Origin of the sequence: Enterobacter sp. RHBSTW-00994 (genome assembly GCF_013782625.1) — a bacterium.
GTDB lineage: Bacteria > Pseudomonadota > Gammaproteobacteria > Enterobacterales > Enterobacteriaceae > Enterobacter.
Genome location: NZ_CP056199.1, coordinates 4,425,150 through 4,450,672 on the forward strand (window position 1 = coordinate 4,425,150; position 25,523 = coordinate 4,450,672).

Annotated in this window: 26 protein-coding genes; 5 read left to right on the forward strand and 21 right to left on the reverse strand. The window is 52.4% G+C overall.

Annotated features, from left to right (window positions below; genetic code table 11):
• Nucleotides 1–9: 9 nt before the first annotated feature.
• The 20 genes from HV346_RS21200 to HV346_RS21295 form a co-directional block, all read right to left on the reverse strand.
• Nucleotides 10–1,095: an aminotransferase class I/II-fold pyridoxal phosphate-dependent enzyme gene (locus HV346_RS21200; protein WP_181621123.1), complete on the reverse strand. Its 1,086-nt coding sequence runs from the start codon at nucleotides 1,093–1,095 to the stop codon at nucleotides 10–12.
• Nucleotides 1,096–1,108: 13 nt separating this feature from the next.
• On the reverse strand, nucleotides 1,109–2,413 hold the full coding sequence (locus tag HV346_RS21205) for a YhfT family protein (RefSeq protein ID WP_181621124.1): 1,305 nt from the start codon (nucleotides 2,411–2,413) through the stop codon (nucleotides 1,109–1,111).
• Nucleotides 2,414–2,424: 11 nt separating this feature from the next.
• Entirely contained in the window at nucleotides 2,425–2,778 is a 354-nt protein-coding gene (locus tag HV346_RS21210) for a DUF2620 domain-containing protein (protein ID WP_181621125.1), read from the reverse strand.
• A gap of 10 nt (nucleotides 2,779–2,788) precedes the next feature.
• Nucleotides 2,789–3,667 carry a phosphotriesterase-related protein gene (locus tag HV346_RS21215; protein ID WP_181621127.1) on the reverse strand — a complete coding sequence of 293 codons (879 nt, stop codon included), beginning with the start codon at nucleotides 3,665–3,667 and terminating at the stop codon, nucleotides 2,789–2,791.
• Complete coding sequence (locus tag HV346_RS21220) at nucleotides 3,657–4,889, reverse strand: phosphopentomutase (RefSeq protein ID WP_181621128.1); 1,233 nt, start codon at nucleotides 4,887–4,889, stop codon at nucleotides 3,657–3,659. Before HV346_RS21220 ends, HV346_RS21215 begins: the two co-directional genes overlap by 11 nt.
• Entirely contained in the window at nucleotides 4,889–6,052 is a 1,164-nt protein-coding gene (locus HV346_RS21225; RefSeq protein ID WP_181621130.1) for a YhfX family PLP-dependent enzyme, read from the reverse strand. Before HV346_RS21225 ends, HV346_RS21220 begins: the two co-directional genes overlap by 1 nt.
• A 79-nt stretch (nucleotides 6,053–6,131) precedes the next feature.
• A complete protein-coding gene (locus tag HV346_RS21230) occupies nucleotides 6,132–6,500 on the reverse strand; it encodes a PRD domain-containing protein (RefSeq protein WP_181621131.1) in 369 nt (122 codons plus the stop codon).
• Between the two features lie 10 nt (nucleotides 6,501–6,510).
• On the reverse strand, nucleotides 6,511–7,416 hold the full coding sequence (yhfZ, locus tag HV346_RS21235; RefSeq protein ID WP_181621132.1) for a GntR family transcriptional regulator YhfZ: 906 nt from the start codon (nucleotides 7,414–7,416) through the stop codon (nucleotides 6,511–6,513).
• Between the two features lie 176 nt (nucleotides 7,417–7,592).
• The gene (gene trpS, locus HV346_RS21240) at nucleotides 7,593–8,597 is read right to left on the reverse strand and encodes a tryptophan--tRNA ligase (RefSeq protein ID WP_181621133.1); all 1,005 of its coding nucleotides are present in this window, start codon (nucleotides 8,595–8,597) and stop codon (nucleotides 7,593–7,595) included.
• Entirely contained in the window at nucleotides 8,590–9,351 is a 762-nt protein-coding gene (gene gph, locus HV346_RS21245; protein WP_181621134.1) for a phosphoglycolate phosphatase, read from the reverse strand. The genes trpS and gph overlap by 8 nt, the downstream gene beginning before the upstream one ends.
• Nucleotides 9,344–10,021 (reverse strand): ribulose-phosphate 3-epimerase, encoded by a 678-nt coding sequence (gene rpe, locus HV346_RS21250; RefSeq protein WP_181621135.1) that lies wholly within the window; start codon nucleotides 10,019–10,021, stop codon nucleotides 9,344–9,346. Before rpe ends, gph begins: the two co-directional genes overlap by 8 nt.
• Before the next feature lie 41 nt (nucleotides 10,022–10,062).
• Nucleotides 10,063–10,875 (reverse strand): adenine-specific DNA-methyltransferase, encoded by an 813-nt coding sequence (dam, locus tag HV346_RS21255; protein WP_181621136.1) that lies wholly within the window; start codon nucleotides 10,873–10,875, stop codon nucleotides 10,063–10,065.
• Nucleotides 10,876–10,942: 67 nt separating this feature from the next.
• A complete protein-coding gene (gene damX, locus HV346_RS21260) occupies nucleotides 10,943–12,247 on the reverse strand; it encodes a cell division protein DamX (RefSeq protein ID WP_181621137.1) in 1,305 nt (434 codons plus the stop codon).
• A 92-nt stretch (nucleotides 12,248–12,339) separates the two neighbouring features.
• The gene (gene aroB / locus HV346_RS21265; RefSeq protein ID WP_181621139.1) at nucleotides 12,340–13,428 is read right to left on the reverse strand and encodes a 3-dehydroquinate synthase; all 1,089 of its coding nucleotides are present in this window, start codon (nucleotides 13,426–13,428) and stop codon (nucleotides 12,340–12,342) included.
• A 57-nt stretch (nucleotides 13,429–13,485) separates the two neighbouring features.
• A complete protein-coding gene (gene aroK, locus HV346_RS21270; RefSeq protein WP_010436374.1) occupies nucleotides 13,486–14,007 on the reverse strand; it encodes a shikimate kinase AroK in 522 nt (173 codons plus the stop codon).
• 286 nt (nucleotides 14,008–14,293) lie between these two features.
• Nucleotides 14,294–15,532 (reverse strand): DNA uptake porin HofQ, encoded by a 1,239-nt coding sequence (hofQ, locus tag HV346_RS21275; RefSeq protein ID WP_181621140.1) that lies wholly within the window; start codon nucleotides 15,530–15,532, stop codon nucleotides 14,294–14,296.
• The gene (locus tag HV346_RS21280; RefSeq protein ID WP_181621141.1) at nucleotides 15,444–15,848 is read right to left on the reverse strand and encodes a HofP DNA utilization family protein; all 405 of its coding nucleotides are present in this window, start codon (nucleotides 15,846–15,848) and stop codon (nucleotides 15,444–15,446) included. The genes hofQ and HV346_RS21280 overlap by 89 nt, the downstream gene beginning before the upstream one ends.
• Nucleotides 15,838–16,299, reverse strand: coding sequence for a hypothetical protein (locus HV346_RS23490; protein WP_249415113.1), 462 nt, complete (start codon nucleotides 16,297–16,299; stop codon nucleotides 15,838–15,840). The genes HV346_RS21280 and HV346_RS23490 overlap by 11 nt, the downstream gene beginning before the upstream one ends.
• Before the next feature lie 3 nt (nucleotides 16,300–16,302).
• On the reverse strand, nucleotides 16,303–16,794 hold the full coding sequence (locus HV346_RS21290) for a pilus assembly protein HofN (RefSeq protein WP_249415156.1): 492 nt from the start codon (nucleotides 16,792–16,794) through the stop codon (nucleotides 16,303–16,305).
• Between the two features lie 5 nt (nucleotides 16,795–16,799).
• Nucleotides 16,800–17,579: a DNA utilization protein HofM gene (locus tag HV346_RS21295; protein ID WP_181621143.1), complete on the reverse strand. Its 780-nt coding sequence runs from the start codon at nucleotides 17,577–17,579 to the stop codon at nucleotides 16,800–16,802.
• A gap of 120 nt (nucleotides 17,580–17,699) precedes the next feature.
• On the opposite strand from HV346_RS21295, the gene mrcA reads away from it, so the two are divergent.
• Complete coding sequence (gene mrcA, locus HV346_RS21300; protein WP_181621144.1) at nucleotides 17,700–20,252, forward strand: peptidoglycan glycosyltransferase/peptidoglycan DD-transpeptidase MrcA; 2,553 nt, start codon at nucleotides 17,700–17,702, stop codon at nucleotides 20,250–20,252.
• An 80-nt stretch (nucleotides 20,253–20,332) separates the two neighbouring features.
• On the opposite strand, the gene nudE is transcribed toward mrcA, so the two are convergent.
• Complete coding sequence (gene nudE, locus HV346_RS21305) at nucleotides 20,333–20,893, reverse strand: ADP compounds hydrolase NudE (protein ID WP_181621145.1); 561 nt, start codon at nucleotides 20,891–20,893, stop codon at nucleotides 20,333–20,335.
• A gap of 323 nt (nucleotides 20,894–21,216) precedes the next feature.
• Between nudE and HV346_RS21310 the strand changes: the two genes are divergently transcribed.
• From HV346_RS21310 to hslO, 4 genes are all read left to right on the forward strand, one after another.
• Nucleotides 21,217–23,355 (forward strand): intracellular growth attenuator family protein, encoded by a 2,139-nt coding sequence (locus HV346_RS21310; RefSeq protein ID WP_181621147.1) that lies wholly within the window; start codon nucleotides 21,217–21,219, stop codon nucleotides 23,353–23,355.
• Nucleotides 23,356–23,421: 66 nt separating this feature from the next.
• A complete protein-coding gene (gene yrfG / locus HV346_RS21315) occupies nucleotides 23,422–24,105 on the forward strand; it encodes a GMP/IMP nucleotidase (protein ID WP_181621148.1) in 684 nt (227 codons plus the stop codon).
• Nucleotides 24,102–24,503, forward strand: a complete 402-nt coding sequence (gene hslR, locus HV346_RS21320; RefSeq protein WP_181621150.1) for a ribosome-associated heat shock protein Hsp15 — start codon at nucleotides 24,102–24,104, stop codon at nucleotides 24,501–24,503. Before yrfG ends, hslR begins: the two co-directional genes overlap by 4 nt.
• Before the next feature lie 24 nt (nucleotides 24,504–24,527).
• Nucleotides 24,528–25,406 carry an Hsp33 family molecular chaperone HslO gene (gene hslO / locus HV346_RS21325; RefSeq protein ID WP_181621151.1) on the forward strand — a complete coding sequence of 293 codons (879 nt, stop codon included), beginning with the start codon at nucleotides 24,528–24,530 and terminating at the stop codon, nucleotides 25,404–25,406.
• The last annotated feature ends 117 nt before the right edge of the window (nucleotides 25,407–25,523 follow it).

Below are 25,523 nucleotides of genomic sequence, written 5' to 3' on the forward strand. Positions count from 1 at the left end.
ATATTCCAGCTACCTATTGGTACAGCTCTCACGCAGTATTCTTAACACGGTTTCATCACCACTGCGGTTTGGGTTTATTCGGATAGTAAAGCGCTCAGAACCCGGCTCCGCTTCCCGAAATGTCCCCGATAAGCGATAAAACAAGGGCGGGATTTCGTACTTCGACTCCGCACCCACAGGCCAGGGCAGAGCGCCGTGTAATTGCGCATTCTCCAGCACCGCTTCTGCAATCGGCTCATGAAATGTCACCAGCAATACTTTGGACTGGGCATTCGCAATCACCGCGTGTTTCACCTGTGGTATCACCCCCTGGTTGAGCATTAACTGGAGCCTTTCCGTCACACCCGCTTGTACAGCGTGCATCACGGGTGCGCCAACCAGGCCACGCAATACCTCCAGCGCTTGTGTCCCCTGAATCTGGCTCCCTCCGGAATACATCGTACTTCGGATCTGCGCGATTGCATCCGCCTGCCCAACAACCGCCCCCACACCTTCAGGGCCAAAGAGCTTAAAGCAAGAAAATGTTGAGAGCGTCGCGCCACATTCGCAACCAATGGACTCCACTTTCATCACCGCATAGTTATCGTCTGTCAGTGCAGGAATTCGCTGCCGGGAAAGCGCGGCCAATACCCCGGCAAGCGAATAGCAATCCTCAGGACGTTGGCGCGTGTGCTGAACCAGCGCAACATCTGGCTGAAAACGAACACCCGCCTCTGCTAATGCCGTTGTGTCGTTGTAATCAACACGTACCAGTTCAAGCCCCATCTGCTCTATCACCGTCATGGTGGTCGGATAGACAGGCGCATCGTGGATCAACAACCGCCCACCCGGCTTAATCAGCGCGGCAAGTCCGGCCCGAATCGCTCCCGTTCCGGCCCCCTGCACTAATATCGCCGCCGGGGCATGAAAGACATCCGCCAGAACGGCCTCCACACGTTGTGTCACCACGGGATGGTTTAACCCGGCCACCACCCCCAGGTCTCCTCCGCGTAAGAATTCCGCGCCAGGAAAATGACGGCATATCGCATCAACCAGGGCAAACTGCTTGTGCTGAGCCTCAGTCAGCGTGAGGCTTTGCAACGGAAAAGTCTTCATCTCAGCTCCTGATTCACACGGGAATAAACAGTCCACACCAGTAGAGAATATTCAGCACGATACCGGTGATCATGACCGCCACAACAGGTGCAGCCATTTTCTGAACCGGACGACCCAGCGCTTCATTGAAGAAGTAGATCGCCGCCGCAATTGAGAATCCGGTATAACCGGCCATTTTTATCGCGGCAAAAATGGAGCCCACCAGAAGTGCCATCTCCATCAACATATTCATTGCGTTACGGATGTTATCGGATGCATTACGAACCGACGGGTAACGCCCCAGCCATTTACCAATCGAACGCAGTAGCAACACCTCGACTGAAATAACCAGCGCCCCCAGTAATGCGGCAATAAACGGATTCGGCGCCAGATACCCCACGGCATAAACAAACGTGAAACCCGCAACCGCATAGACACCTGTCGCCAGCGCGGTTGTGGCAATCATCGGCACAAAACCGAGACCACGCATAAGTTCAGCGAGCGCCGCCTGATGGATCAAGGTTTGCGACTGTTCAGGCGTCACCCCTGCGGAATAGGCCTTTTCCAGCGTAAAAATAGAGACCTCGCTACCCGCAAAAATTTTCATGCTGGCAACGGCGGCAATCAGCCCACCAACAATGGCGATATAGGGCAAGTTTTTGATGATGCGCGAGGTACGTTCTTCGAACACTGAAAGACCGCTGGCATCATGATCTTGTCCATCACGGTTACGTACGTCATGGGCAATAGCGATGCCCAGCAGCATGACCATGCCAACGAAAATCTCAAAGGATTCCGGGTTAAGGTGTGGGAAGTAGCGCACCACCAGCACTCGGGTCATCAGCACAACAGCGGCGGCCAGCAGACTGCGCTTCCAGCCAAACTGATAGAAAATGGCAACCAGTGGGAAGAGCGCAAATGCGGATACGACAGGCGAACTCAGCTCACCCAGTGAGCCCAGGACATCAACCGGCAGAGCCGTCAGCAGATGGTTCACCGGGAGCAGGCATGTCAGGATCAAAACGCCCCACAGCGCGCCAAGGCCAAATGCCAGCAGGCTATTGACTGCCAGAACACCCAGAATATCCGTCGGTAAAAAAAGCAACCAGGCATTAAGCAACCCGGTCTTGAGGGTAAATGAAATCCCCACGGAGGCGACAAAACCGATGCTAAGACCGAAAGCGATACTCCCGGCCTCACGTCGGTTCATGTGGCCTTCAATCAGTTGCGGCAGTATGGGGCGGATCCCATCATGAAACACTGCCGCCGACCGATGCGCCAGCAGCGAGGTCATCCCAGTCAGGCAAGCGACCATCAGAATTTGAATATAAAGCGACATAAGCGTGCCTATTATTTTAAGTGATTGATCAGCATTGGGATCGCATGTTCAACATGCTCAACAGATATGCCAAAAGCCACTTTTCCCTCAGCGACCATTTTGGCTATGTGCTCGTCTTTCGCCTTCACGCCGGGTTTTGCAATGGTGCAACTCTTGTTAAAACCAATGATCGCGATGGCGATCGACAGCGCAGCCCCCGCGCCGGTATTACAGGCCCCGATGTAGTAATCCAGTAGCCCGGATTTCACCTTCATGGCAGCTTCCATATCGTTGTAAATAAACACCTCAAAACAGCCTGGAGCTGAAGTTTCGATGGTTTTCTTAATGTGTTCGCGCTGTAAGCCAGCAACACCAATCTTTTTCATGATTCGATCCTTATCGGAAAAATTGAGAGGGGTTATCACGTAACATCACATCCACATCGGCCTGACTAAATCCTGACTGGCACAACTGTGGAATAAAGGTGGTTAACAGGAAGTCGTAGCCATTTCCGCCGTTAGCACGTAAATGCGAGCGCCGCGTTATATCCATGGAGAGCATTACGCGGTTCAACAAGCCGCGGTTGCGCAGGGCATGTAACATCCCAATGCGTTTTTCGTCGGGGTAGTAGTTGTTCTTACCGATGGTGTCGAACTGGACATATGCGCCGAGGTCGATCATCCGTAAGATGTTTTCGAGGTTATCTTTAAGATCACAATGCCCAACCACAACACGGGAAAGATCGACGGATTCACGCTTGAGGAGGGCCAGTTGCTCCAGCCCCATCGTGCTAAAAGAGGTATGGGTTGAGATGGGCCGCCCAGTTTCATTGTGTGCACGCGCTGCGGCCTTAAATACTTTGGCTTCACGCTCGGTGATCATGCCTTCGCTTGAGCCAATCTCCGCAATAATTCCTGCTTTCAGACTCGTGCCGTCGATACCGATAACGATTTCATCGATCATCTCCTGCGCCAGAGCGTCCACACTACGTGTTGCCACATGTTCCGGGAAAAATGCATCCTGATAGTAGCCGGTACACGCCACCACATTGATGCCGGTATCACGCATAATATCCAGCATAAACTGAGGGTTACGCCCCATGTATCGATTGGTCATTTCGATAATGTTGCGTACGCCAAGCTGCATTAACGTTTTCATTTCGTCGCGGATCAGCGCGTATTGATCCAGACGGCAGTCGATGTTGTCCTTAAACCCGGACAGATCAATATGCAGGTGCTCGTGGGCGTAGGTGTAACCAGAACGATCAATCGTCATGTGAATGCCTCGCGGGGGTTAAGAGTGGCAGGAAAGATCTGCCATTTTCAGGTTTGCTGACGCCAAAGAAGTCACATACCGTCGCGCCAACATCGGAAAGCGTCGTGCGCACACCAAGTTCAGTTGGCTGTAAACCCGGCTGCCACACCAGTACTGGTACGTTTTCCCGCGTATGCAGGCTATGACCAATCGTCGGGTCATTACCGTGGTCCGCCATTACGACGATGCAATCGTCTGGCCCCATGTCGGCCATCAATAACGCCAGATGGTGATCAACCAGTGAGAGCCTGTCGGCATAACGTGCTACGTCTTCGGCATGACCAGCCAAATCGGTTTCCTGAATGTTGGTACAGATAAAAACCGACTCTCTGCGGAAAAACGCCTCCTGAGTGATCTCCATAATCCGCTGGCTATCGACCAGGTTTTGCCAGTTTTCACCGTGTGGGTTGTTGACGATATCCGCGACTTTCCCGATCAAAACCGTCGGGATACCGGCCTGATAGAGTTGCGCCGGAACCTGGACTTTTTCATCCACGCCATACCCCATATGCGCGACCTGGAAACCCTGCGCATATACCCCTGAGCGAGGCGCATTGATCCCGATGTAACGGCCCTCCTTTTCTTCGACAGCCTCCATTATTTGCTGCGTGCTGTTCAGGAGGCCCCCAAAGGCAATCACCCGCCCCACTTCAACCTGCTGGCGGACGATTTTCCCAATCGCTTTTACCTCTTCGAAGGTTGTCTCACTGAGGTTTCCTGTGATGTTGTAGACCTGCCCTAAATCCGCTTCGAGGTTATCGCCAATCGCGACGGCATCATCCACCAGTAACCAGGATAATTTTCCACCACACCGCGCTGTCTTTCGGCCAGAAGCACGAATGGCCTGTTCGACACGGTCAATGACATGATTAAACGGCATACGAAGCGGTGCGCGCGGACGCGTGCCCAGAATTTCCTGATGTCCCATGAAGGTATCTCCACCTTCATGCTGTAATTCAGCGATACCCCAGACCGCCGTGGGTGAAGGTTGCATGACACCAGGTGCATACCCGAGGGCATTGATCAGCCCGAGTTTTTCAAGGGCCGGCAAACGCAGGTCTGGATAGTGCGCCAGAATATGTCCGCAGGTATTTGCCCCGGTATCCTGAGGCCTGACCAGCGGAACATCCGCCATTGCACCGACACCGAAGCTATCTATCACCAGCACTAAAAATCGCGCCATTACTCCTCCAGAAGATTTCCGAGACTGTCGTAGCGAGCAACAATTTCCGCCGCACCATGCTGAATACCGGACACCAGCACCACATCACTGCGCGTCACAAATATTTGTGTACGGAAACAAAACACGACCGCGCTACCAACTGGGAATTCCCCCCTCAAAGGCAGGTAGTAGTCGATACTGCTGTCATCGATGTCGTTCAGTTGCGCATCGCTGGCAATGTCATTGCCAGGTGCAAAGATCAGGGCATTTTTCGCGTGACCACGCCGGTAATAGCCCCCTCCGTAGCAATAGCTACTCCCCTGAAAGCAATGTGAAACTTCAGTCAACCACAGCATGGCAATACGCTCTGGTTGAGTCCCCTGCTGGTTAGAGGGGATCGTCCCGGTCAATGCATGACCAGGCTCGGCGTGCGTCACACCAAAGGTCGCCAGTTGCGGGAGCGACGAGCAACTGGTTGCTGAAGGGGCGTTAAGCTGCTCTATCGTAACGCCGGCATCCTCCAGTTGACGGCGGGCAGCAAGCAGCGAATGTAAATTAGGGGTTGGACGTGTTTCACCCAATGTTTCATCCCAGAGAAGGCAAGGAAAATGCGTGAGACCGATCAGGCGAATGCCAGGTAAATGCTGAATTTCATGCAATACATCGTTCAGGCAGGCCAACGAAAACCCGCTTTCCTGGCCTGGATAGAGAAAATCGTTATCGCCATACACTTTGAGCATGACCGCCTGGACAGTATCAAGTTCGACTGCAGCGACAGACACTTCTCGCGCTTTTTCCAGTGAGAACAGCGTAATAACGTCCGTACCTTGCGCGACGGCGTCTTTAACCTGCTGTGAAGGGATCTGAACCAAATGCCCCTGATGCGCTATGGGCAAACCAGCTCGTCGCATCACCCGGCTCTCTTTGTAATCCACCACCACAATGCCTTCATAGCCCAGGGACAGCAGTTTCTCTGCCAGCCATGGATTGCGCCCAATTTGCTTGGTCATCAGATACAAGGTGATGCCGTGCTGACGGGCCACATCAAGCAGGCGTTTACCATTTGCCAGCACCTGATCAACATCGATCACCCAACTATCAGGTGCAATTTTTCCTTGCTGCCAGAGCCGAACAGCCTCCGCTATCAGCCCCGGATTCTGATGTTTCAATGCCTGTATAAACATCGCTATACCTCAGTTCCTTTTCTTACTTTAAATATTCATTTTTTTGAATATTTAAAGTGCAATAACACCCTTCACACCATCAGCGCTGCGCTGCTTCCTGACCAGCCATCCACAATCCATACAGATTTGCCAGCAAATACCCTTCTTCAGCGGTATGAAGCTCGACGGAAAATTCCCCAAGGAGGAGATGGTGGGTCTGCAAAATGGCTTGCCAGTGCGGCGACTGAACAAGTTCGTCATAAAGCTCCGCATCAAGCGGAGCAATGACATCACCACGACGACTTCGCATCAGGGCATTTGCCATATGCGTCACGACCATTTCGCCCTGTTCAGTAAAGACCGGTAAACCCCACTCTTGCGCCATCCGTGAAACCACCCGGACCATGCCGTCGCGAATATCCCTGTCGATAACCCCTGCCTCGCAAAGCAGGTTAAGTCTGTTTTCCATTGAAGATGCCTTAATAACTTGGTTCTCGTTCACCGTTCACCACACTTTGTTGATGGGCGAGCAGTGCCTGCTTATCAACAACAGTTCGTAATAAATGCTGCATTGGGTAGTCATCTTTGCGAGTCAAAATGACCGCTTCGGTGGCCTGCAAAAAACGTGGATCATTGGTTAACGGCGTCGCTTCCAGTCCAAGTAACGCAAGCTCCGCGTCTGCCACCACGTTCCAGATAACCGCATCAACATCCCCTTTCACAATACGTTGCAGGCTTTCGTGGTAAGAGAGGTTGATCAACTCAACATCGCGATGGCCAAAACAGGCTTCGGTCATGATTTTTTGGTCCGCAGAGCGATTATCCAGCCCAACCCGACGCACTGTGCCGGACTCTCCTTTACGACAAATCAGTTGATGCTCACCAACGTATGTATGAGGACCAAGCTCCAGGACCATGCTCAATCCGCTCTGCGCAAGATAACTTTCTGCCGCAAGGCGAGAGACAACGGCCATGTCATACACGCCATTTAACAAACATTCGACACGGATATCTGCCCCGCGCATATGCGCATAATAAAAAGGGATCCCGTCAAACTGCGCTTTTAACCCGCTCGCCAACCCTTCATATAAGCGGGTATAGGGCAACGGCATGGCACACACGACATTGTTGATATCAACGTGTGACAGTAGCAGCTTATTGTCCATCTCCACCAGGAAACTGCCATTTCGCCCGCGCCGTTCGATGCGAATAGCGCCAGACAACTCAAGCGTTTTCAGTGCCGCCTGAGTCAGCCCGACGGATGAGTCACACTCTCCGGCAAGCTCATCAATCGTTTTCAAACGATTACCGCGTCTCTCACCTAGCAGGTAGCGGGCCAGGGTGGTCAGTACCATCCCCTCTTTTTTGATAAACGTTCGGCGCATTTTTAATTTTCAGTAAAGTGAATATTTATATCTTCATTAAAATGAAAATATAACTCAAGATCGATATGGCAAAACGGCGAGATGCTTCACAGATTTCGCCGGAGACCATTTGGGATAACTGCCCGGCAGAGACAAAAAAACCGGGAATTTCCCGGTTTTTTTCATCGTGCCAGAGCTTAGGGCTTCGCCACAAAACCAATCGCTTCGTAAACCGCTTTCAGCGTTTCAGACGCACGCGCACTCGCTTTATCTGCGCCGTCTTTCATCACTTTTTGCAGGAAGGCTTCGTCGTTACGGAAACGGTTATAACGTTCCTGCAACTCGGTCAGCATGCCGGACACCGCATCCGCCACTTCGCCTTTCAGGTGACCATACATCTTGCCTTCGAAGTGCTGTTCCAGCTCAGGGATGCTACGACCGGTTACACCAGAGAGAATATCCAGCAAGTTGGACACGCCCGCTTTGTTCTGCACGTCATAACGAACAACAGGTGGCTCGTCTGAATCGGTTACGGCACGTTTAAGCTTTTTCACCACCGACTTCGGATCTTCCAGCAAACCAATAACGTTGTTGCGGTTATCGTCGGATTTGGACATCTTCTTGGTCGGCTCCAGCAGCGACATTACGCGTGCGCCAGATTTTGGAATGAACGGCTCTGGTACTTTGAAGATATCGCCATAAATCGCATTGAAGCGCTGGGCAATATCACGGCTCAACTCCAGATGCTGTTTCTGATCTTCGCCCACAGGAACCTGGTTGGTCTGATACAGCAGAATATCTGCCGCCATCAGGACCGGGTAATCAAACAGGCCAGCATTGATGTTTTCAGAGTAGCGCGCTGATTTGTCTTTGAACTGAGTCATACGGCTCAGCTCGCCAAAATAGGTATAGCAGTTCAGCGCCCAGCCCAGTTGCGCGTGCTCTGGCACATGAGACTGAACGAAAATGGTGCTTTTCTCAGGATCGATACCGCATGCCAGATAGAGCGCCAGAGTATCCAGCGTGGCTTTACGCAGTTTCTCAGGGTCCTGACGTGCGGTGATGGCATGCAGATCCACGATGCAATAGATGCAGTGATAGTCATCCTGCATGTTCACCCACTGACGCAGCGCACCCATGTAGTTACCAATGGTCAATTCACCTGACGGCTGTGCGCCACTAAAAACGATGGGCTTAGTCATTTTTTAATTCCTGATTTTCACTGTGCGAGAGCCCGAGCACGGGCAATAAATCTTTGAAGTGGTCGAACACCAGGTCCGGCTCACTCAGCGTGATGGCTTCACCGTAGTTGTAGCCATAAGTCAGACCAACGGAGAGACTCCCCGCGGCCTTAGCTGCCAGAATATCATTGCGCGAATCACCGACAAAGAGCAGCTCCGCAGGTGCTAAGGATAATTTTCCAGCGACCAGGAGAATCGGTTCCGGATGCGGTTTTTTATTCTGAACATCATCCCCCCCGACGATCACTGAGAAGTATTTCGCAATATCCAGAGCGCCCAGCAAGGGTGCAACAAACGGCGTGGGCTTGTTGGTAACCAGCGCCATTGGAATACCATTCGCGCGTAATGTGCTCAGCGTTTCGACAACATCCGGGAACAAAAAGCTCCCCTCTTCAACCGTTTCTTCATAGTAACGGTCGAACAATTTACGCAGTACGCGTTGCTGTTCTTCCTGTGGGATGTCCGCGTGGTCAACGCCGGGTTTCCCCTGCGCTGCACGTAAGATTGCACGCTCCTGACGCGCCCAGGTCAGCGCGCGTTCCATCAACACATCTGCACCGTTACCAATCCAGGTCACGACGCGATCTTCACCCGCAACAGGAAGCTCAAGCGCATACAGCGCCTGGTCTACCGCGCTGGTTAAACCTGGCGCGCTGTCCACCAGCGTACCATCGAGGTCAAAGGCTACACCTCGGATTGCCCGCAATTTATCCATGACTTACCTTTGCCAGTTCCCGGCGCATTTCATCAATGACTTTTTTGTAATCCGGCTGATCAAAAATCGCGGAGCCCGCAACAAACATATCCGCGCCCGCTGCCGCAATTTCACCGATATTGTTCACCTTAACGCCACCATCGACTTCCAGACGAATGTCATAGCCAGACTCATCAATACGACGACGCACTTCACGCAATTTGTCCAGGGTGTGAGGAATAAACGACTGCCCTCCGAAACCTGGGTTAACGGACATCAGCAGGATCACATCCAGCTTATCCATCACATAGTCGAGATAGCTCAGCGATGTTGCAGGATTAAACACCAGCCCCGCCTTACACCCGTGCTCTTTAATCAGTTGCAGAGTGCGATCGACATGCTCAGAAGCTTCAGGGTGGAAGGTAATAATGCTCGCACCGGCAGCAGCAAAATCGGGAACAATGCGGTCCACCGGCTTTACCATCAAATGAACGTCAATCGGCGCAGTGATACCGTAGCTACGCAGCGCCTTAAGCACCATCGGGCCGATGGTCAGGTTGGGTACGTAGTGGTTATCCATAACGTCGAAATGGACGACATCCGCACCTGCCTCAAGGGCTTTCGCGGTGTCTTCACCAAGACGGGCAAAATCGGCCGACAGAATTGAGGGAGCAATCAAAAACTGTTTCATCCGCATCTCCTTGAAATGTGTTTACCGGCGGGCAAAACGGCTCAGGGTCGATAAAGAGCCAGCAGTTCGTCCACCTTTTTACGTGTGCCGCCATTGCTGCTAATGCTGCGCCGCACCTTAACCTGAAAGTGCTTCGCGGCTTTGTACCATTCGCGCGTATCCGGCGTATCATGATTCGAAATTAACACTGGTATTCTTTTGCTGACCAGCTTTTCCGCCATCTCAGCCAGACGGGCCTGCTCTGCCGGGCTGAAACTGTTGGTGTGATAAGCGGTAAAATTCGCCGTCGCAGACAAAGGGGCATAAGGCGGGTCACAGTAAACCACTGAGTTTACATCTGCCTGATCCATGCACTCTTCGTATGAGAGGCAAAGAAACTCCGCATTCTGCGCTTTTTCAGCAAAGTGATACAACTCAGCCAGTGGGAAATAGGGGCGCTTATAACGACCAAAAGGAACGTTAAACTCACCGCGCAAATTATACCGGCAGAGCCCATTGTAGCCATGGCGATTAAGATACAGGAACAACAACGCTCGTCGGAACGGATCCTGACTCTGATTAAACTCAGTGCGGAATTGATAGTACACATTTGGATCATTGGTCTCAGGCGTAAACAATTTACGCGCCTCGTCGACATACTCGTCGGTACGCAGCTTCACAATGTTATAGAGACTAATGAGGTCACTGTTGATATCCGCAAGGATATAACGCGAAAAATCGGTGTTCAGAAACACCGATCCCGCCCCTACGAAGGGCTCGATAAGGCACTCGCCTTTTGGCAGGTGTTTTTTAATATCGTCGAGCAGGGGGTATTTCCCCCCTGCCCATTTCAGAAAAGCGCGATTTTTTTTCATGCTGACTAACTGATTACACCTTCTCCGGCTGTGGAGAAAGCTCCGACAGCATCCTGCGCTTTAAACATTACTTCAGATCGGCCTGAACCTGATGAATCGGTTTCGCCCACGGGTTTTTCGCCTGAACATCAGCAGGCAGAGCGGCAACAGCGCGTTTTGCTTCATCTTTCGACGCATAAACGCCACTCACCAGCACATACCATGGCTGCCCGTTACGGCTTGTCTGATAAACAACGTAGTTTTTCAGGTTCGATTTCTTCGCCCAACTGTTGAGGTTGTCATAGTTGGAAGAACTGCTCAGCTGTAGCGTGTAATTGCTGGAAGGCGCAGATTTCAGAGAACCAACATTGCCCGCTGTTTTTCCTGCCGCCGTGCCGGAAGTTGTGGCGGTTGCTGCTGGCGCAGCTGTTGCTACAGGCGCTGTTGCGGTAGATGTGGCTTTCGGCGCTGTCTGCGTTATTGGCGCTTTTGCCGGTTCGCTAACCGTTGCCGTTTCAGTGTGTTTCGGCTGAACCACCGTCTTCACTTCAGGTGCTTTTGCAACAGTTTGCGGTTTGGTTTCGCGTTTCGGCTCAATCACAACCTGTTTGCGTTCCTGACGAGGGGCAACCTGAGTCTGGGTTTGACGTGGTTTGTTTTCCGTTGCTACGGTTTGCTGCTGCGTATTACCACCACGAATTGGCGCAACCGTTGCAGGTTCAGTCGGCAGCGTGGAGTTAGCCACCACGTTGTTCACCTGCTCCTGATTCTGCGGCTGAGTCAGGGCGTTATTCAGATCTCCCTGAACTTCAACGCGTTGTTGGCCTTCTGGCACGGCAGGCGTCTGGCCCTGAGTCGGGGTAGAAGAGACAGGCGGCAGGGAAACATCCTGCGGTGTCGGCGTGGTATTTCCTGCCGTCTGGTCGGCGGAGGTTATACCTGGGGCTGACTGCGCTCCATTGGCTTGATCGGCAGCATTATCAGAAAGATTAATGCTCTTCTCGGTCGACGCTGTTGGCGCGCCAGAATTTGTTGACGGGGCTTTCAGTGCTGAGCCGATACCAATGATCAGCAGCAACAAAACTAAAACACCAAGTCCCATCATGATGTATTGGCGAGAAGCTGGCGCTTTCGCTACCGCTTTTTTACGTTTACGTGGGCGACGCTCTACAGGCTCTTCGTCCATTGAACCTTCTTCAGACTCATAACCCTCTTCTTCTCGCTCATCACGCACGTTGCGACTGCGTGACGGTCGACGATCGTCTGCATCTAGATCAACATCGTCAAAGTTGATCTGTGGCTCGTTATCACGTTCTGAAGATTGACGAGAACGACCAGTACGACGATCGCTGGGATCGGGTTTCAGCTCGTCTTCTGGTTTGAATTCATCCATTTAACACCCCACTCAAAGGCTTATGCTAACGACTTTGCATTTCACCTGAAGCTAAAAGACCACCTTTTACAGCGGCCTGACCTTTCTAGTTGTTACGCCTGCTGACAATCAGCGATAGCGCCAAGAACGACATCGTGCGGTACTCCACCGCGAACTTCACTCTTCCCTATTGCAAGTGGGAGCACCAGACGCATCTCACCTGCCAATACTTTTTTATCGCGCATCATGTGGGGTAAATACGCGTGTGCAGACATTTCCTGCGGTCCTGCCACCGGTAGGCCTGCACGCTCAAGCAACGTAATGATGCGCTGCGTTTCTTCCGGTTTGAACTGGCCCAAACGCTCAGAAGCACGAGCAGCCATAACCATGCCAGCAGCGACAGCTTCTCCATGAAGCCAATTGCCGTAGCCCATTTCGGCTTCAATCGCGTGACCAAACGTATGCCCCAGATTCAGTAAAGCACGTAAGCCGGTTTCACGCTCGTCTGCTGCCACAACTTCAGCCTTCAACTCACAACAACGACGAATACAATATGCCAGTGCCTGCCCGTCAAGGCGCAGCAAGGCATCCATGTTGTCTTCGAGCCAGAGGAAAAACTCAGCATCAAGAATAATGCCGTATTTGATCACTTCAGCAAGTCCTGAAGCCAGTTCACGCTTCGGCAATGTTTTTAGACAGTCGAGATCCACCACCACCGATGCGGGCTGGTAGAACGCGCCTATCATATTTTTGCCAAGCGGATGGTTGACTGCGGTTTTGCCGCCAACAGAAGAGTCGACTTGCGACAACAGCGTAGTGGGAATCTGGATGAAGCGCACACCACGTTGATAACTTGCGGCTGCAAACCCCGTCAGATCGCCAACAACACCGCCGCCCAGGGCAAGCAGTGTCGTATCGCGACCATGCGGTTTTTGCAAAAGTGCGGTAAAGACGGTATCGAGCACCGTCAGGCTTTTATACTGCTCGCCATCAGGCAGAATCACACTGTCAACCTTCACTCCTGCTTGTTCAAGCAGACGGCGAATGCGGTCGAGATAAAGCGGAGCCAGTGTCTCATTGGTGACCAACATTGCCTGGTCACCCGCTTTCAGTGGTAAGAAGGAAGCTGGATCGTTAAACAAACCAGCCGCGATGGTGATAGGGTAACTACGTTCCCCGAGAGTAACTGTAATCCTCTCCATGACGCGACATCCACCTTAATTGCTTATACCCGCAGGCGAGTGTATATAAAGCCAGAATCAGTTGCTTTCCAGCATATGAATAATCTGGTTTGCAACCACTTTAGCGCTCTGATCGTCAGTACGAATGGTCACATCAGCAATCTCTTCGTACAGAGGATTGCGTTCACCGGCCAGGGCTTCCAGGACTTCGCGCGGAGGCGTTTCAACTTGCAGCAGCGGGCGCTTTTTATCGCGCTGCGTACGTGCCAGCTGTTTTTCGATGGTCGTCTCAAGATAGACCACAACGCCACGGGCGGAGAGACGGTTGCGGGTTTCGCGAGATTTTACAGAACCGCCGCCTGTCGCCAGTACGATGCCCTGTTTTTCCGTAAGTTCATTGATAACTTTTTCTTCTCTGTCACGGAAACCTTCTTCGCCTTCTACATCGAAGACCCAGCCCACATCAGCTCCGGTTCGTTTCTCAATCTCTTGATCAGAATCGTAAAATTCCATATTGAGTTGTTGAGCTAACTGACGCCCAATAGTGCTTTTGCCGGCACCCATAGGCCCAACCAGAAAGATATTGCGTTTCTCTGCCATTTTTTCGGTACTACTAAGACTATTCGTTAATGGTAATCCCCGCTTCGCAAACACCCAGCGTAGCAGGACATGAACTGAAACCTCATATGCAATAGAGCGAGAGTCAGACTGAAAATTATCTCAATACTCCGGCTTGTTTGGCAACTGATTAAATCACCGCACCCGACGCATAAGGCAACAAGACGTAAGTCAGACTCAAATCGGTACTCCTTGTAAGCTAATTCATGCCCCACGTCAAACATCTGCAACAAACTGAATGCAAAATCATTGCGGGGATCGTTTCCCATCAGTGAATACCGACCAGACGTGGTGTAATAAACACCACAAGCTCTCGTCGTTCATTGTCTTTCCCGTCATGGCTAAAAAGAGGTCCAATCCAGGGGATTTTCCCCAGTCCAGGCACACTATCGCTCCCGGTTTTGTTCTTTTGCGAGAAAATACCGCCCAGTGCCAAAGTTTCTCCGTTTTTTACCTCAACTTGTGTTTCAATTTCTTGTTTATCAATTGCCAGCGTCTCGCCATCCGCTTGTTGCAACACCTGTCCCGGCATATTTTCACTGATGTGTAATTTTAACCGCACACGTCCGCCGGGTAATACTACAGGCGTGACTTCCATGCCCAGGACGGCCTCTTTGAACTCCACAGAGGTAGCACCACTCTCTCCACTGGAAACCTGGTACGGGATTTCGCTGCCCTGCTTAATACTGGCGGGTTGCATATGGGATGCCAGCAACCGCGGACTGGCGATAATTTCCAGCTGTTGCTTCTGTTCCAGTGCCGACAGTTCCAGATCCAGCAATCTGCCGTTGATTCGCCCAATATTAAAGCCGACGTGTGTCGTGGCACTGGCAACCGATAAATCCGCGCCCAGCGTCGTCATTTTCCCTACGTTACCTGACTGTGTCGCCTCGGCGAGATTCCATTTCACGCCCAGCTCACGCAGGCTTTTTTCGTTAATCGTCACAATATGCGCCGCCAGTTCCACCTGTTCGACAGGCACATCCATCTGTCCAGCCCAATGCTGTAGCGCATCCTGTACCGTTTGATTATCACGCACCAACAACCGGTTGGTGCGTTTATCAACGGACAACGCCCCCTTTGGACTAAGCAATTTTTCTGCAGATTTTTGCAGTTCCACAGCATCGGCATAAGACAGGGAAATAGCACGTGATACCAGGGGAGCGTTGAGCTGACGCGTTGCCTGCTCCTGTTCCTTGCGGGCCAGTTGATCACGCTGCCATGCCGCCGTGTGGACATAAAAAATCCCCCCTTCCTCGCGCAGAATAAGCCCAGCACTTGATACAACCGTGTTTAACGCCTGCCGCCAGGGGACGCGGGTTAAAGAGAGCGAAAGTGAGCCGCTCACATCAGGTGACACCACTAGATTTCGATTTTCTTGCGCCACCAACGCTTGCAGTACCTGGGCTACCGGAACATCATCCACCGCGAGCGTGACCGGCGTTGGTTTTGCTATTGCTATTGGTACGCTGAGCACCATCAGTAAGAGCGTTATCCTTGTTTTCATTCGTTTTCGTTCCTTCTCGTTGCCACTGCCATCGAGCGGGGTCACACGTTACGCCAACGTCAACAACCATCTCGCGTTCATTGATGGATATCACTCGCCATCCCACAGGAAGATGTTCATCTTTTCTGACACGATGCCAGCGCTTTTGCCCATCCTGCAAAATGCCAACCGTCGTGATGCCTTCTACCATCCCCTGATAACGCCACTGGGCTAGCTGCCCTGCCGCACAGAGATCATCTGGCGGGTGGAAAGGGTCACGCATCCCTGTTAGTACCACCACTGAACACAAAATCAGGTATCGCGTGCTAATTCGCATCGTTTTGCTCCAGCTGTACACTCAGGCGCAGCAACGAACCTTCCGGAGCTAACGTAAATGCGCTGACCTTCACATCCCTCAAGGCAAGGCGAGAAAACACCTCAGGGATCTGCTCCCAACCGGCATCCAACACCAGCTCACCTCCTCCCTGCCTCGGCCTCCAGTGAACAAGCCTTGTACCCTCTGCCTGGAATTCCAGTGGAGAGAACGGCCGCTCCCTTCCCGGTACAGTGGCCTTCAACTGGGTTGTCTGACGTATTGCCCCTGGCCACTTCGATGCGTTGACGTGCAAGGCATTTATCACCTGCGTATTGAGCCTGATAATCTCCGTGTGTATGGGTCTGACCAGCAGCAAATAGGCGATGAGCACCGTCGTGCTTGTGCCAACACACCAGAGAAAGAGCCGTGTACATGGGCGACATTCACACCAGCGTTGAACGAGTTCATGCATCCGTTACCCTCGCTTTTTTAGCTGAAAAGTAAATGCCCAGCGCCCCTGATTATCCTGGAGTAGTGCTCCCGCAGGTCCTGGAGTAAAACCCTCGATCTTGCTGAGTACGACATTCATCCCAGAAAGTACTGGAAGTGTTGTCGCATACCCCGTCAAAATCAGTGAAGGTGGTTGATAACGCAGTTGCGTAAGCCAGGCCTGTGACGGAATGATGTGCGCCAGCGAAAGCAGTGCAGGCGGCCATACCTGCGTTGGAAACCACTTATCAACATCAGGTTGAGCCACGTCCTGCTCGCGCATCAGCCTCGCTTCAAGCCGGTTTTGTACTGTCTGAATACCTGATAACTCACGCTGTAAAACGTGTCGGGAGTGAATGTCCCCAACTCTTAAACTCACCATTAGCATCAGCACAATCGACAGGGAACCTGCAAACATCAGCCCCCAGAAACGTACACAGTGGGCTTGCTGATACTGTCGCCAGGGCAAGAGATTCATCGTTCTCACGCGAATACCTCACTCATTGCCAGTGCCAGCGCGACTGTAAATTCAGCACCACATTCAGGTAATGGCGGCTGACACCGTGACAACGTGCTCCACGGGTCCTGACCCTGAGCATCAAAAAAAGCGATATCGTCGCTGGAGAGCGCCAGTCGCGCGGCAAGCTCCGAAAGGTTTGCCGCCTGATGACGCTCCCGTCGCCCCCACTGATGGCGCATCGCCCATAGCCACTGATGCTCATCACGCCAGGCGACACACTGCGCAGGTTCAACAACAGGGAGCAAATTCGCCAACGCGCTGGCGTCCGGAGTAATGGAAGCCAGCCGCAAACGCAGCGTTTTAGCCAGTGATAACAGCGTTGCCACCTCTTTGTTTTGCGCAGCAGTGACATGAAACGCGCGGCTAAAGGTATCTTGTGAATAATCAAAACACAGTGTTTGGGCTGGCATCTCCAGCTCCCGCGATAGCGCTGACCCCAGCCATGCCACCTTCTCGCTATCGCGTAAGGCGAGAGCTGGCCCCGAAAATGTCTTTTGCAGAGTTCGGGCGGCCGGAAAAGCCAGAAACACCCGATGGTAATACGGCAACATCTGTCGCCAGCGTTTCAACGCTTCAACCAATTGTTCTGGCTTGAGAATTTGTCCCTCACGGATAATGCCTTCTGCCAGAGGGATATCCCACCAGCGGCGCAGGCTCCATGCTGCCTGTTCTCTGGTCAGTGCCACTATGCGCACCTTATCGTGTTGAATATGAACGCCCGTTTGCCATGTTTTGAAAGCCATGCTTCACGATCTCCTTATCGCCCGTCAGGTTGACGGCTCTATCAATGCATCAGGCTTGCCTTTATACTACCGCGCGATTGTTTATAAACTGCCCAAGTGAAACCAAATGGGAAATCTCCGGTGAAGTTCGTAAAGTATTTATTGATCCTTGCAGTCTGTTGCATTCTGCTGGGAGCAGGCTCGATTTATGGTTTGTACAAATATATTGAGCCGCAGCTACCTGATGTCGCCACACTTCGTGATGTGCGCCTCCAGATCCCAATGCAGGTCTATAGCGCCGATGGCGAGCTGATGGCGCAATATGGCGAAAAACGCCGTATCCCATTGACCTTAAAACAAATACCACCAGTCATGGTGAAAGCCTTTATCGCGACGGAAGATAGCCGTTTTTACGAGCATCATGGTGTCGATCCGGTAGGGATTTTCCGTGCTGCCAGCGTTGCACTGTTCTCTGGTCATGCGTCACAGGGGGCGAGTACGATTACGCAGCAATTAGCGCGTAACTTCTTCCTCAGCCCTGAAAAGACGCTGATGCGTAAGATCAAAGAGGTGTTCCTTGCGATCCGTATTGAACAGTTGCTGAGCAAAGACGAGATCCTTGAGCTTTACCTCAACAAGATCTATCTCGGTTACCGTGCCTATGGTGTTGGAGCCGCGGCGCAGGTTTACTTTGGTAAGCCGATCGAACAGCTCACGCTGAGCGAAATGGCAACCATTGCCGGTCTGCCAAAAGCACCATCGACATTTAACCCGCTCTATTCGCTGGATCGGGCAACAGCGCGCCGTAACGTCGTGCTGTCGCGTATGCTGAGTGAAGGCTATATCAGCCAGACGGAGTACGATCAGGCTCGCAATGACGTGATCGACGCCAATTACCATGCCCCGGAAATTGCCTTCTCCGCACCGTATCTCACCGAAATGGTTCGCCAGGATATGGTGAGTCGCTATGGTGAGAATGCTTATGAAGATGGCTATCGCATTTACACCACCATCACCCGTAAAGTTCAGCAGGCAGCACAGCAGGCAGTACGCAATAACGTGATGGATTACGACATGCGTCACGGCTATCGCGGCCCATCAAATGTGTTGTGGAAAGTGGGTGAAAGTGCGTGGGATAGCAAAAAAATTACCGATTCGTTAAAAACACTCCCAACCTACGGGCCACTCTTACCCGCAGTGGTGACCAGAGCTGATCCACAAGAAGCGATTGCCATGATGGCAGACGGTACATCCGTTTCCCTGCGTATGGATGGCATTCGCTGGGCACGTCCGTACCGCTCCGACACGTTGCAGGGGCCAACCCCACGCAAAGTGACCGATGCCGTCCAGACCGGGCAGCAAATCTGGGTGCGTCAGGTTGGCGATGCCTGGTGGCTGGCACAAGTGCCAGATGTGAACTCCGCGCTGGTTTCTATCAACCCTCAGAACGGGGCGGTGATGGCGCTGGTTGGTGGGTTCGATTTCAACCAGAGCAAATTTAACCGTGCCACGCAGGCGCTGCGTCAGGTTGGCTCTAACATTAAACCATTCCTGTACACTGCCGCGATGGACAAAGGTTTAACGCTCGCCAGTATCCTTAACGATGTGCCGATTTCCCGTTGGGATGCAGGCGCGGGTTCAGACTGGCAACCGAAGAACTCTCCAGCAGAATATGCAGGGCCAATTCGTCTTCGCCAAGGTCTGGGACAGTCGAAAAACGTGGTAATGGTACGTGCGATGCGCGCTATGGGCGTCGACTACGCAGCGGAATATCTGCAACGCTTTGGATTCCCGGCACAGAACATTGTGCATACCGAATCGCTGGCGCTGGGTTCCGCTTCCTTTACGCCGTTGCAGGTCGCCAGGGGTTACTCGGTAATGGCAAACGGTGGATACCTGGTCGACCCTTACTACATCAGTAAAATCGAGAACGATCAGGGGGGCGTCCTCTTCGAAGCAAAACCGAAGATCGCCTGTGCGGAGTGTGATATTCCGGTGATCTACGGTGATACGCCAAAATCCAACGTGCTTGAAAACAAGGATATGGAGGATGTGGCGATATCGCAGGAACAGCAAAACGCTGTCGTACCTCAGCCTCAGTTAGAACAGGCCAACCAGGCACTGGTCGCTCAGAGTGCTGCCCAGGAGTACGCACCCCATGTGATTAACACACCACTCTCTTTCCTGATTAAGAGCGCGCTGAATACCAACATCTTTGGTGAGCCGGGCTGGCAGGGGACGGGCTGGCGTGCGGGACGCGATTTACAGCGTCACGACATTGGCGGCAAAACAGGGACGACAAACAGTTCGAAAGATGCGTGGTTCTCCGGTTACGGACCGGGTGTGGTGACATCTGTCTGGATCGGGTTTGACGATCACCGGCGTGATTTGGGACGAACTACCGCATCCGGGGCGATTAAGGATCAGATATCGGGTTACGAAGGTGGCGCTAAAAGCGCACAACCAGCCTGGGATGCGTATATGAAAGCGGTTCTGGACGGTGTACCTGAACAACCGTTGACGCCACCGCCGGGTGTCGTCACGGTGAATATCGACAGAAGCACCGGGCAACTTGCCAATGGTGGTAACAGCCGACAGGAATATTTCATCGAAGGTACACAGCCAACCACACAGGCGGTACATGAGGTGGGAACTGAGTTGATTGACAACGGCGAGACGCACGAGCTGTTTTAAAGACTGGAATGCCCGGAGAACTCCGGGCAGGAAAATCACAGGCCGGGTAAGGCGTAGTCGCTACCCGGCTTTTTTACGGGCTACAAACGCCCCTGATCTTTCAACCACTCGCGAACCAGGAACAATGCACTCACGTTACGTGCTTCGTTGAAATCCGGGTCTTCCAGCAAATCCAGCAAATGCGCCAGTGGCCAACGCACCTGTGGCAGCGGTTCGGGTTCATCCCCTTCCAGCGATTCCGGGTAGAGGTCTTCCGCCACCACGATATTCATTTTGCTGGAAAAATAGGAGGGAGCCATACTCAGTTTTTTCAGGAATGAGAGTTCTTTTGCACCAAACCCAACCTCTTCTTTCAGCTCACGGTTTGCGGCTTCAAAAACCGTTTCACCGGGATCAATAAGCCCTTTTGAGAACCCCAGTTCGTAAGATTCCGTGCCCACAGCATATTCGCGGATCAAAATGAGATGGTCATCGATGATAGGAATGATCATGACCGCTTCACGCGATGACGGGCGCATGCGTTCATAAACGCGACGCACACCGTTGCTGAACTCCAGGTCCACACTTTCAACATTAAACAGCCGCGATTTCGCAACAGTTTCAACATTCAGAATGGTGGGTTTTTGTAAGGGTTTGCTCATCTTTGATGGGTCTTTGCTGTGAGAACTGGCCTCATTGTGCGATATGCTGCACGGTTTCGGCAATGTCAATTGTTCTTTATTTACATTTATGCAACGTACCAAGAATCAATCCTCATTTCAAAACAAAAGTCAAGAGGTTGAAATAATTCCAGGAATTTGCTGATATCGCGCCATGTCAGGCTTTGCTATTATCTGCGATCACTGGGATGCGCTTCAAAATGCTCAAGTTCGACTCCATACTTGCCGATAGCCAACCACAGACTCTCATTCATTGTTAAAGGTGCAACTGACTACACCTATAAGATAAGTAAGATGGGGAAAGCATGAGCACCATTTTGATTTTTTTCGCTGCTATGCTGGCCTGCGCATTGCTTGCAGGGTGGGTATACAGGCGTCGCGTACAGCGTCAATATCGACTACCCTTTTTAAATGCGTTTGCGGGCGCGACGACCCGCAAGCTCTCGCCGGAAGAACGCAGCACTGTTGAACAGTATCTCGATACCCTTAACCAGGCACAGTTGGCCCCTGGATTGACCGGCGCGAGTGCCGCCCCTGTGTCTCTGAATTTGAACGCACAAAGCGACACCGTACTGTGCGTGACGCGCTCGATCACGCGCTACGGCATCACCACCGATGATCCCAACAAATGGCGTTACTATCTCGACTCCGTCGAGGTACATCTGCCGCCGTTCTGGGAGCAATACATCAATGACGAAAACAGCGTAGAGCTCATTCATACTGATTCCCTGCCGCTGGTCATTTCCCTTAACGGTCATACACTCAACGAATATGTTCAGGAAGCGCCACGCTTTGCTCTGGAACGAGCAAGCTCCACGCAAGCCTCTATTCGTGGTGAAGAGACCGAACAGATTGAGCTGCTGAATATTCGTCAGGAAACCCATGAGGAGTACGCTCTGAGTCGACCTGATGGCATTCGGGAAGCGGTACTGATTGTCGCTGCTTTCCTGCTGTTTTTCTTCTGTCTGCTCACTCCTGATGTCTTTGTTCCCTGGCTTGCAGGCGGTGCGGTGCTGCTGATGGCGGCAGGACTGTGGGGCCTGTTTGCCCCCCCTGCTAAAAACACCTTGCGCGAAATCCACTGCCTGAGGGGGACGCCGAAACGCTGGGGGTTGTTTGGCGAGAACGATCAGGAACATGTCAACAATATCTCACTCGGTATTATCGACCTCATCTATCCCCGTCACTGGCAACCGTGGATTGTCCAGGATCTTGGGCACAAAACTGATGTCGATATTTATCTCGATCGCCATGTCGTTCGGCAAGGGCGGTTTTTATCCCTACACGATGAAGTGAAAAACTTCCCTCTCCAGCACTGGCTTCGCAGTACCGTCATTGCCGGGGGAGCGGCAACGGTGCTGGCTATGTTGATTGCCTTTGTACCGCTCGACATGCCCATTAAATTTACCCTGTCGTGGATTAAAGGAGCACAGACCGTCGAAGCAACCAGCGTAAAACAGCTTGAAGAGGCGGGTGTGAGAGTCGGCGATACGCTGCAACTGAAAGGAACCGGCATGTGTAATATTCATGCTCCAGGTTCCTGGAACACTCGCCAGACCTCGCCGTTTACGCCATTCGACTGCTCGCAAATCATCTGGAATGATGCGCCGCCTTTACCGCTGCCAGAGTCAGATGTCGTCGGTAAAGCGACCGCACTTACCCAAACGGTGAGCCGCCAGTTGCACCCTAAACCTGACGATGATTCCCGCGTCAGCCCGGCGTTGCGCTCTGCGATTCAGAAATCAGGCATGGTCCTGCTGGATGATTTTGGCGAGATCGTCCTGAAAACGCAGGATTTATGTGCCTCGCCGGATGAATGTATACGGCTTAAAAATGCCCTGGTAAACCTTGGAAACAGTAAAGACTGGGATGCATTGGTAAAACGCGCGGAAGCGGGTCGACTGGATGGCGTGAACGTACTGCTGCGCCCCGTCAGTGCTGAATCACTGGATAATCTGGTAGCAACCTCTACCGCGCCATTCGTGATCCGTGAAACTGCCCGTGCGGCCCAGGCGCTAAACAGCCCAGCACCCGGCGGATTTGTCATCGTAAGCGATGAAGGCAGCGACCTGGTCGATCAACCTTATCCCCAGGTCTCACTTTATGATTACCCGGCCCAGGATCAATGGAACGAGTTTCAACGTCTGGCACAAATGCTGATGCAGACACCGTTCAGCGCCGAAGGGATCGTGACGGGGATCTTTACCGATGCCAACGGTACACGACATATTGATCTACACCGGATGCCCGATAGCGCAGGTTTATGGCGTTATATAGGAACATCCTTGCTGATGTTAGCCATGCTGGCCTGCACTTTCTGGAACGGTTTCATGGCATTGCGTCGCTATCAACGCGCACGTACACGCCAGGCTGAGATCCAGCAATATTACGAAAGCTGTCTCAATCCTAAGCTGATCCCCGCCCCTGATAGCCTGATCGGATAACATCACTGCGCGGCAAGTTATGCTACCCTGTCGCGCACATGTCTTCTGGCTGGAGAGTTCCCCTTTATGCATCTTGATATCGCCTGGCAGGAGGTTGACACCGTCCTGCTGGATATGGACGGCACGCTGCTCGATCTCGCCTTTGATAACTATTTCTGGCAGAAACTCGTGCCAGAAACCTACGGCGAACAGCAGGGTATCTCCCCGGAGGAAGCGCAGGAATTCATTCGCTCGCAATATAGCGCGGTGCAGCATACGCTAAACTGGTACTGTCTCGACTACTGGAGCGAGCGCCTGGGTCTGGATATTTGTGCCATGACTACCGCCCACGGTCCACGTGCCGTACTACGTGCAGATACGGTTCCGTTCCTGGATGCACTGAAAGCGAGCGGAAAACGCCGCATTTTGCTGACTAATGCGCACCCGCATAACCTGGCGGTGAAGCTGGAACATACCGGTCTTGCTTCACACCTTGATTTATTACTTTCCACCCACACATTTGGTTATCCGAAAGAGGATCAGCGGCTGTGGCATGCTGTGGCGGAAAAAACCGGTTTGCAGCCAGGCAGAACGCTGTTCATAGACGACAGTGAACCGATTCTGGATTCCGCAGCAACGTTTGGCATTCGCTATTGTCTGGGCGTCACTAATCCAGATTCCGGCCTTGCTGACAAAAGCTATGTGCGACATCCGGCACTGAACGACTATCGGCAGATGATCCCGACGATGACCATGAAGGAGAGGCCATGAAAGAAAAACCCTCCGACGGGGTAAGGCTGGATAAATGGCTGTGGGCGGCACGCTTTTATAAAACACGCGCCCTCGCACGCGAAATGGTCGATGGTGGCAAAGTGCATTACAACGGGCAGCGCAGCAAGCCGAGTAAGCTTGTTGAACTGAATGCCACCCTGACACTGCGGCAGGGCAATGATGAAAGGACGGTGGTGATTAAAGCCATTACCGAACATCGGCGTCCGGCAACTGAAGCAATCGCGCTTTATGAAGAGACGCCTGAAAGTGTCGAAAAGCGTGAAAAAACCGCGCTGGCGCGCAAGATGAACGCGCTGACCATGCCGCACCCGGATCGGCGTCCGGACAAAAAAGAACGCCGCGAGCTGATGAAATTTAAACACGGTGAGAACGAGTAAGACTCACCTGAAAGAGAGACTATTATGGCCCAACACGACCAATTACACCGCTATCTGTTTGAGCAATTTGCCGTTCGCGGTGAACTGGCTACCGTATCGGAAACCTGGAAACAGATCCTGGAAAACCATAACTACCCGCTGCCGGTAAAAACCCTGTTGGGCGAACTGCTGGTTGCCACCAGCCTGCTGACTGCGACACTGAAATTCGCGGGGGATATCACCGTGCAGCTGCAGGGTGACGGCCCAATGACGCTGGCAGTGATCAATGGCAACAACAACCAACAAATGCGCGGTGTTGCACGCGTTCAGGGCGATGTGCCTGAAGGTGCAGACCTGAAAACACTGGTCGGTAATGGTTACCTGGTGATCACTATTTCTCCGGACGAAGGTGAACGTTATCAGGGGGTTGTCGGGCTGGAAGGCGATACGCTGGCCGCGTGTCTGGAAGATTACTTCATGCGCTCCGAACAGCTCCCGACGCGTCTGTTCATCCGTACGGGTGAAGTGGACGGTCAACCAGCCGCTGGCGGCATGCTGTTGCAGGTTTTACCTGCTCAGGATGCGCAGAGCAACGACTTTGAACATCTGGCTACACTGACAGAAACCATCAAAGCAGAAGAACTTCTGACTCTGCCAGCCAATGAAGTGCTGTGGCGTCTGTATCATGAAGAAGAAGTGACACTCTACGATCCGCAGGATGTGGAATTTAAGTGCACCTGTTCTCGTGAACGTTGCGCTGGCGCACTGAAAACCCTGCCAGATGAAGAGATTGATAGCATCATGGCAGAAGATGGTGAGATTGATATGAACTGCGATTACTGCGGTACACACTTCGTCTTCAATTCGATGGATATCGCCGAGATCCGCAATAACGCCTCTCCGGCGGATCCACAAGTTCACTAACCCCCTGGCCCTCTCCCTATCGGGGAGAGGGTTAAATCGGTCGCACTAGCTGAATCGCTTTTCATCATGTAACTCTTACGTAATTTTCTTACATGTATGCGATTACATTCACATTAT

Excerpts from the sequence above, each read along its gene's own strand:
- HV346_RS21220 (WP_181621128.1), bottom strand. The coding sequence starts at position 4,889 with ATGGCGCGATTTTTAGTGCTGGTGATAGATAGCTTCGGTGTCGGTGCA.
- aroB (WP_181621139.1), bottom strand. The coding sequence starts at position 13,428 with ATGGAGAGGATTACAGTTACTCTCGGGGAACGTAGTTACCCTATCACC.
- HV346_RS21215 (WP_181621127.1), bottom strand. The coding sequence starts at position 3,667 with ATGACGATTGATCGTTCTGGTTACACCTACGCCCACGAGCACCTGCAT.
- nudE (WP_181621145.1), bottom strand. The coding sequence starts at position 20,893 with ATGAGCAAACCCTTACAAAAACCCACCATTCTGAATGTTGAAACTGTT.
- aroK (WP_010436374.1), bottom strand. The coding sequence starts at position 14,007 with ATGGCAGAGAAACGCAATATCTTTCTGGTTGGGCCTATGGGTGCCGGC.
- HV346_RS21290 (WP_249415156.1), bottom strand. The coding sequence starts at position 16,794 with ATGAATCTCTTGCCCTGGCGACAGTATCAGCAAGCCCACTGTGTACGT.
- HV346_RS21210 (WP_181621125.1), bottom strand. The coding sequence starts at position 2,778 with ATGAAAAAGATTGGTGTTGCTGGCTTACAGCGCGAACACATTAAGAAA.
- HV346_RS21225 (WP_181621130.1), bottom strand. The coding sequence starts at position 6,052 with ATGTTTATACAGGCATTGAAACATCAGAATCCGGGGCTGATAGCGGAG.
- HV346_RS21295 (WP_181621143.1), bottom strand. The coding sequence starts at position 17,579 with ATGGCTTTCAAAACATGGCAAACGGGCGTTCATATTCAACACGATAAG.
- HV346_RS21205 (WP_181621124.1), bottom strand. The coding sequence starts at position 2,413 with ATGTCGCTTTATATTCAAATTCTGATGGTCGCTTGCCTGACTGGGATG.
- trpS (WP_181621133.1), bottom strand. The coding sequence starts at position 8,597 with ATGACTAAGCCCATCGTTTTTAGTGGCGCACAGCCGTCAGGTGAATTG.
- rpe (WP_181621135.1), bottom strand. The coding sequence starts at position 10,021 with ATGAAACAGTTTTTGATTGCTCCCTCAATTCTGTCGGCCGATTTTGCC.
- HV346_RS21280 (WP_181621141.1), bottom strand. The coding sequence starts at position 15,848 with ATGCGAATTAGCACGCGATACCTGATTTTGTGTTCAGTGGTGGTACTA.
- HV346_RS23490 (WP_249415113.1), bottom strand. The coding sequence starts at position 16,299 with ATGCATGAACTCGTTCAACGCTGGTGTGAATGTCGCCCATGTACACGG.
- yrfG (WP_181621148.1), top strand. The coding sequence starts at position 23,422 with ATGCATCTTGATATCGCCTGGCAGGAGGTTGACACCGTCCTGCTGGAT.
- HV346_RS21310 (WP_181621147.1), top strand. The coding sequence starts at position 21,217 with ATGAGCACCATTTTGATTTTTTTCGCTGCTATGCTGGCCTGCGCATTG.
- hslO (WP_181621151.1), top strand. The coding sequence starts at position 24,528 with ATGGCCCAACACGACCAATTACACCGCTATCTGTTTGAGCAATTTGCC.
- HV346_RS21230 (WP_181621131.1), bottom strand. The coding sequence starts at position 6,500 with ATGGAAAACAGACTTAACCTGCTTTGCGAGGCAGGGGTTATCGACAGG.
- yhfZ (WP_181621132.1), bottom strand. The coding sequence starts at position 7,416 with ATGCGCCGAACGTTTATCAAAAAAGAGGGGATGGTACTGACCACCCTG.
- dam (WP_181621136.1), bottom strand. The coding sequence starts at position 10,875 with ATGAAAAAAAATCGCGCTTTTCTGAAATGGGCAGGGGGGAAATACCCC.
- hofQ (WP_181621140.1), bottom strand. The coding sequence starts at position 15,532 with ATGAAAACAAGGATAACGCTCTTACTGATGGTGCTCAGCGTACCAATA.
- damX (WP_181621137.1), bottom strand. The coding sequence starts at position 12,247 with ATGGATGAATTCAAACCAGAAGACGAGCTGAAACCCGATCCCAGCGAT.
- HV346_RS21200 (WP_181621123.1), bottom strand. The coding sequence starts at position 1,095 with ATGAAGACTTTTCCGTTGCAAAGCCTCACGCTGACTGAGGCTCAGCAC.
- gph (WP_181621134.1), bottom strand. The coding sequence starts at position 9,351 with ATGGATAAATTGCGGGCAATCCGAGGTGTAGCCTTTGACCTCGATGGT.
- hslR (WP_181621150.1), top strand. The coding sequence starts at position 24,102 with ATGAAAGAAAAACCCTCCGACGGGGTAAGGCTGGATAAATGGCTGTGG.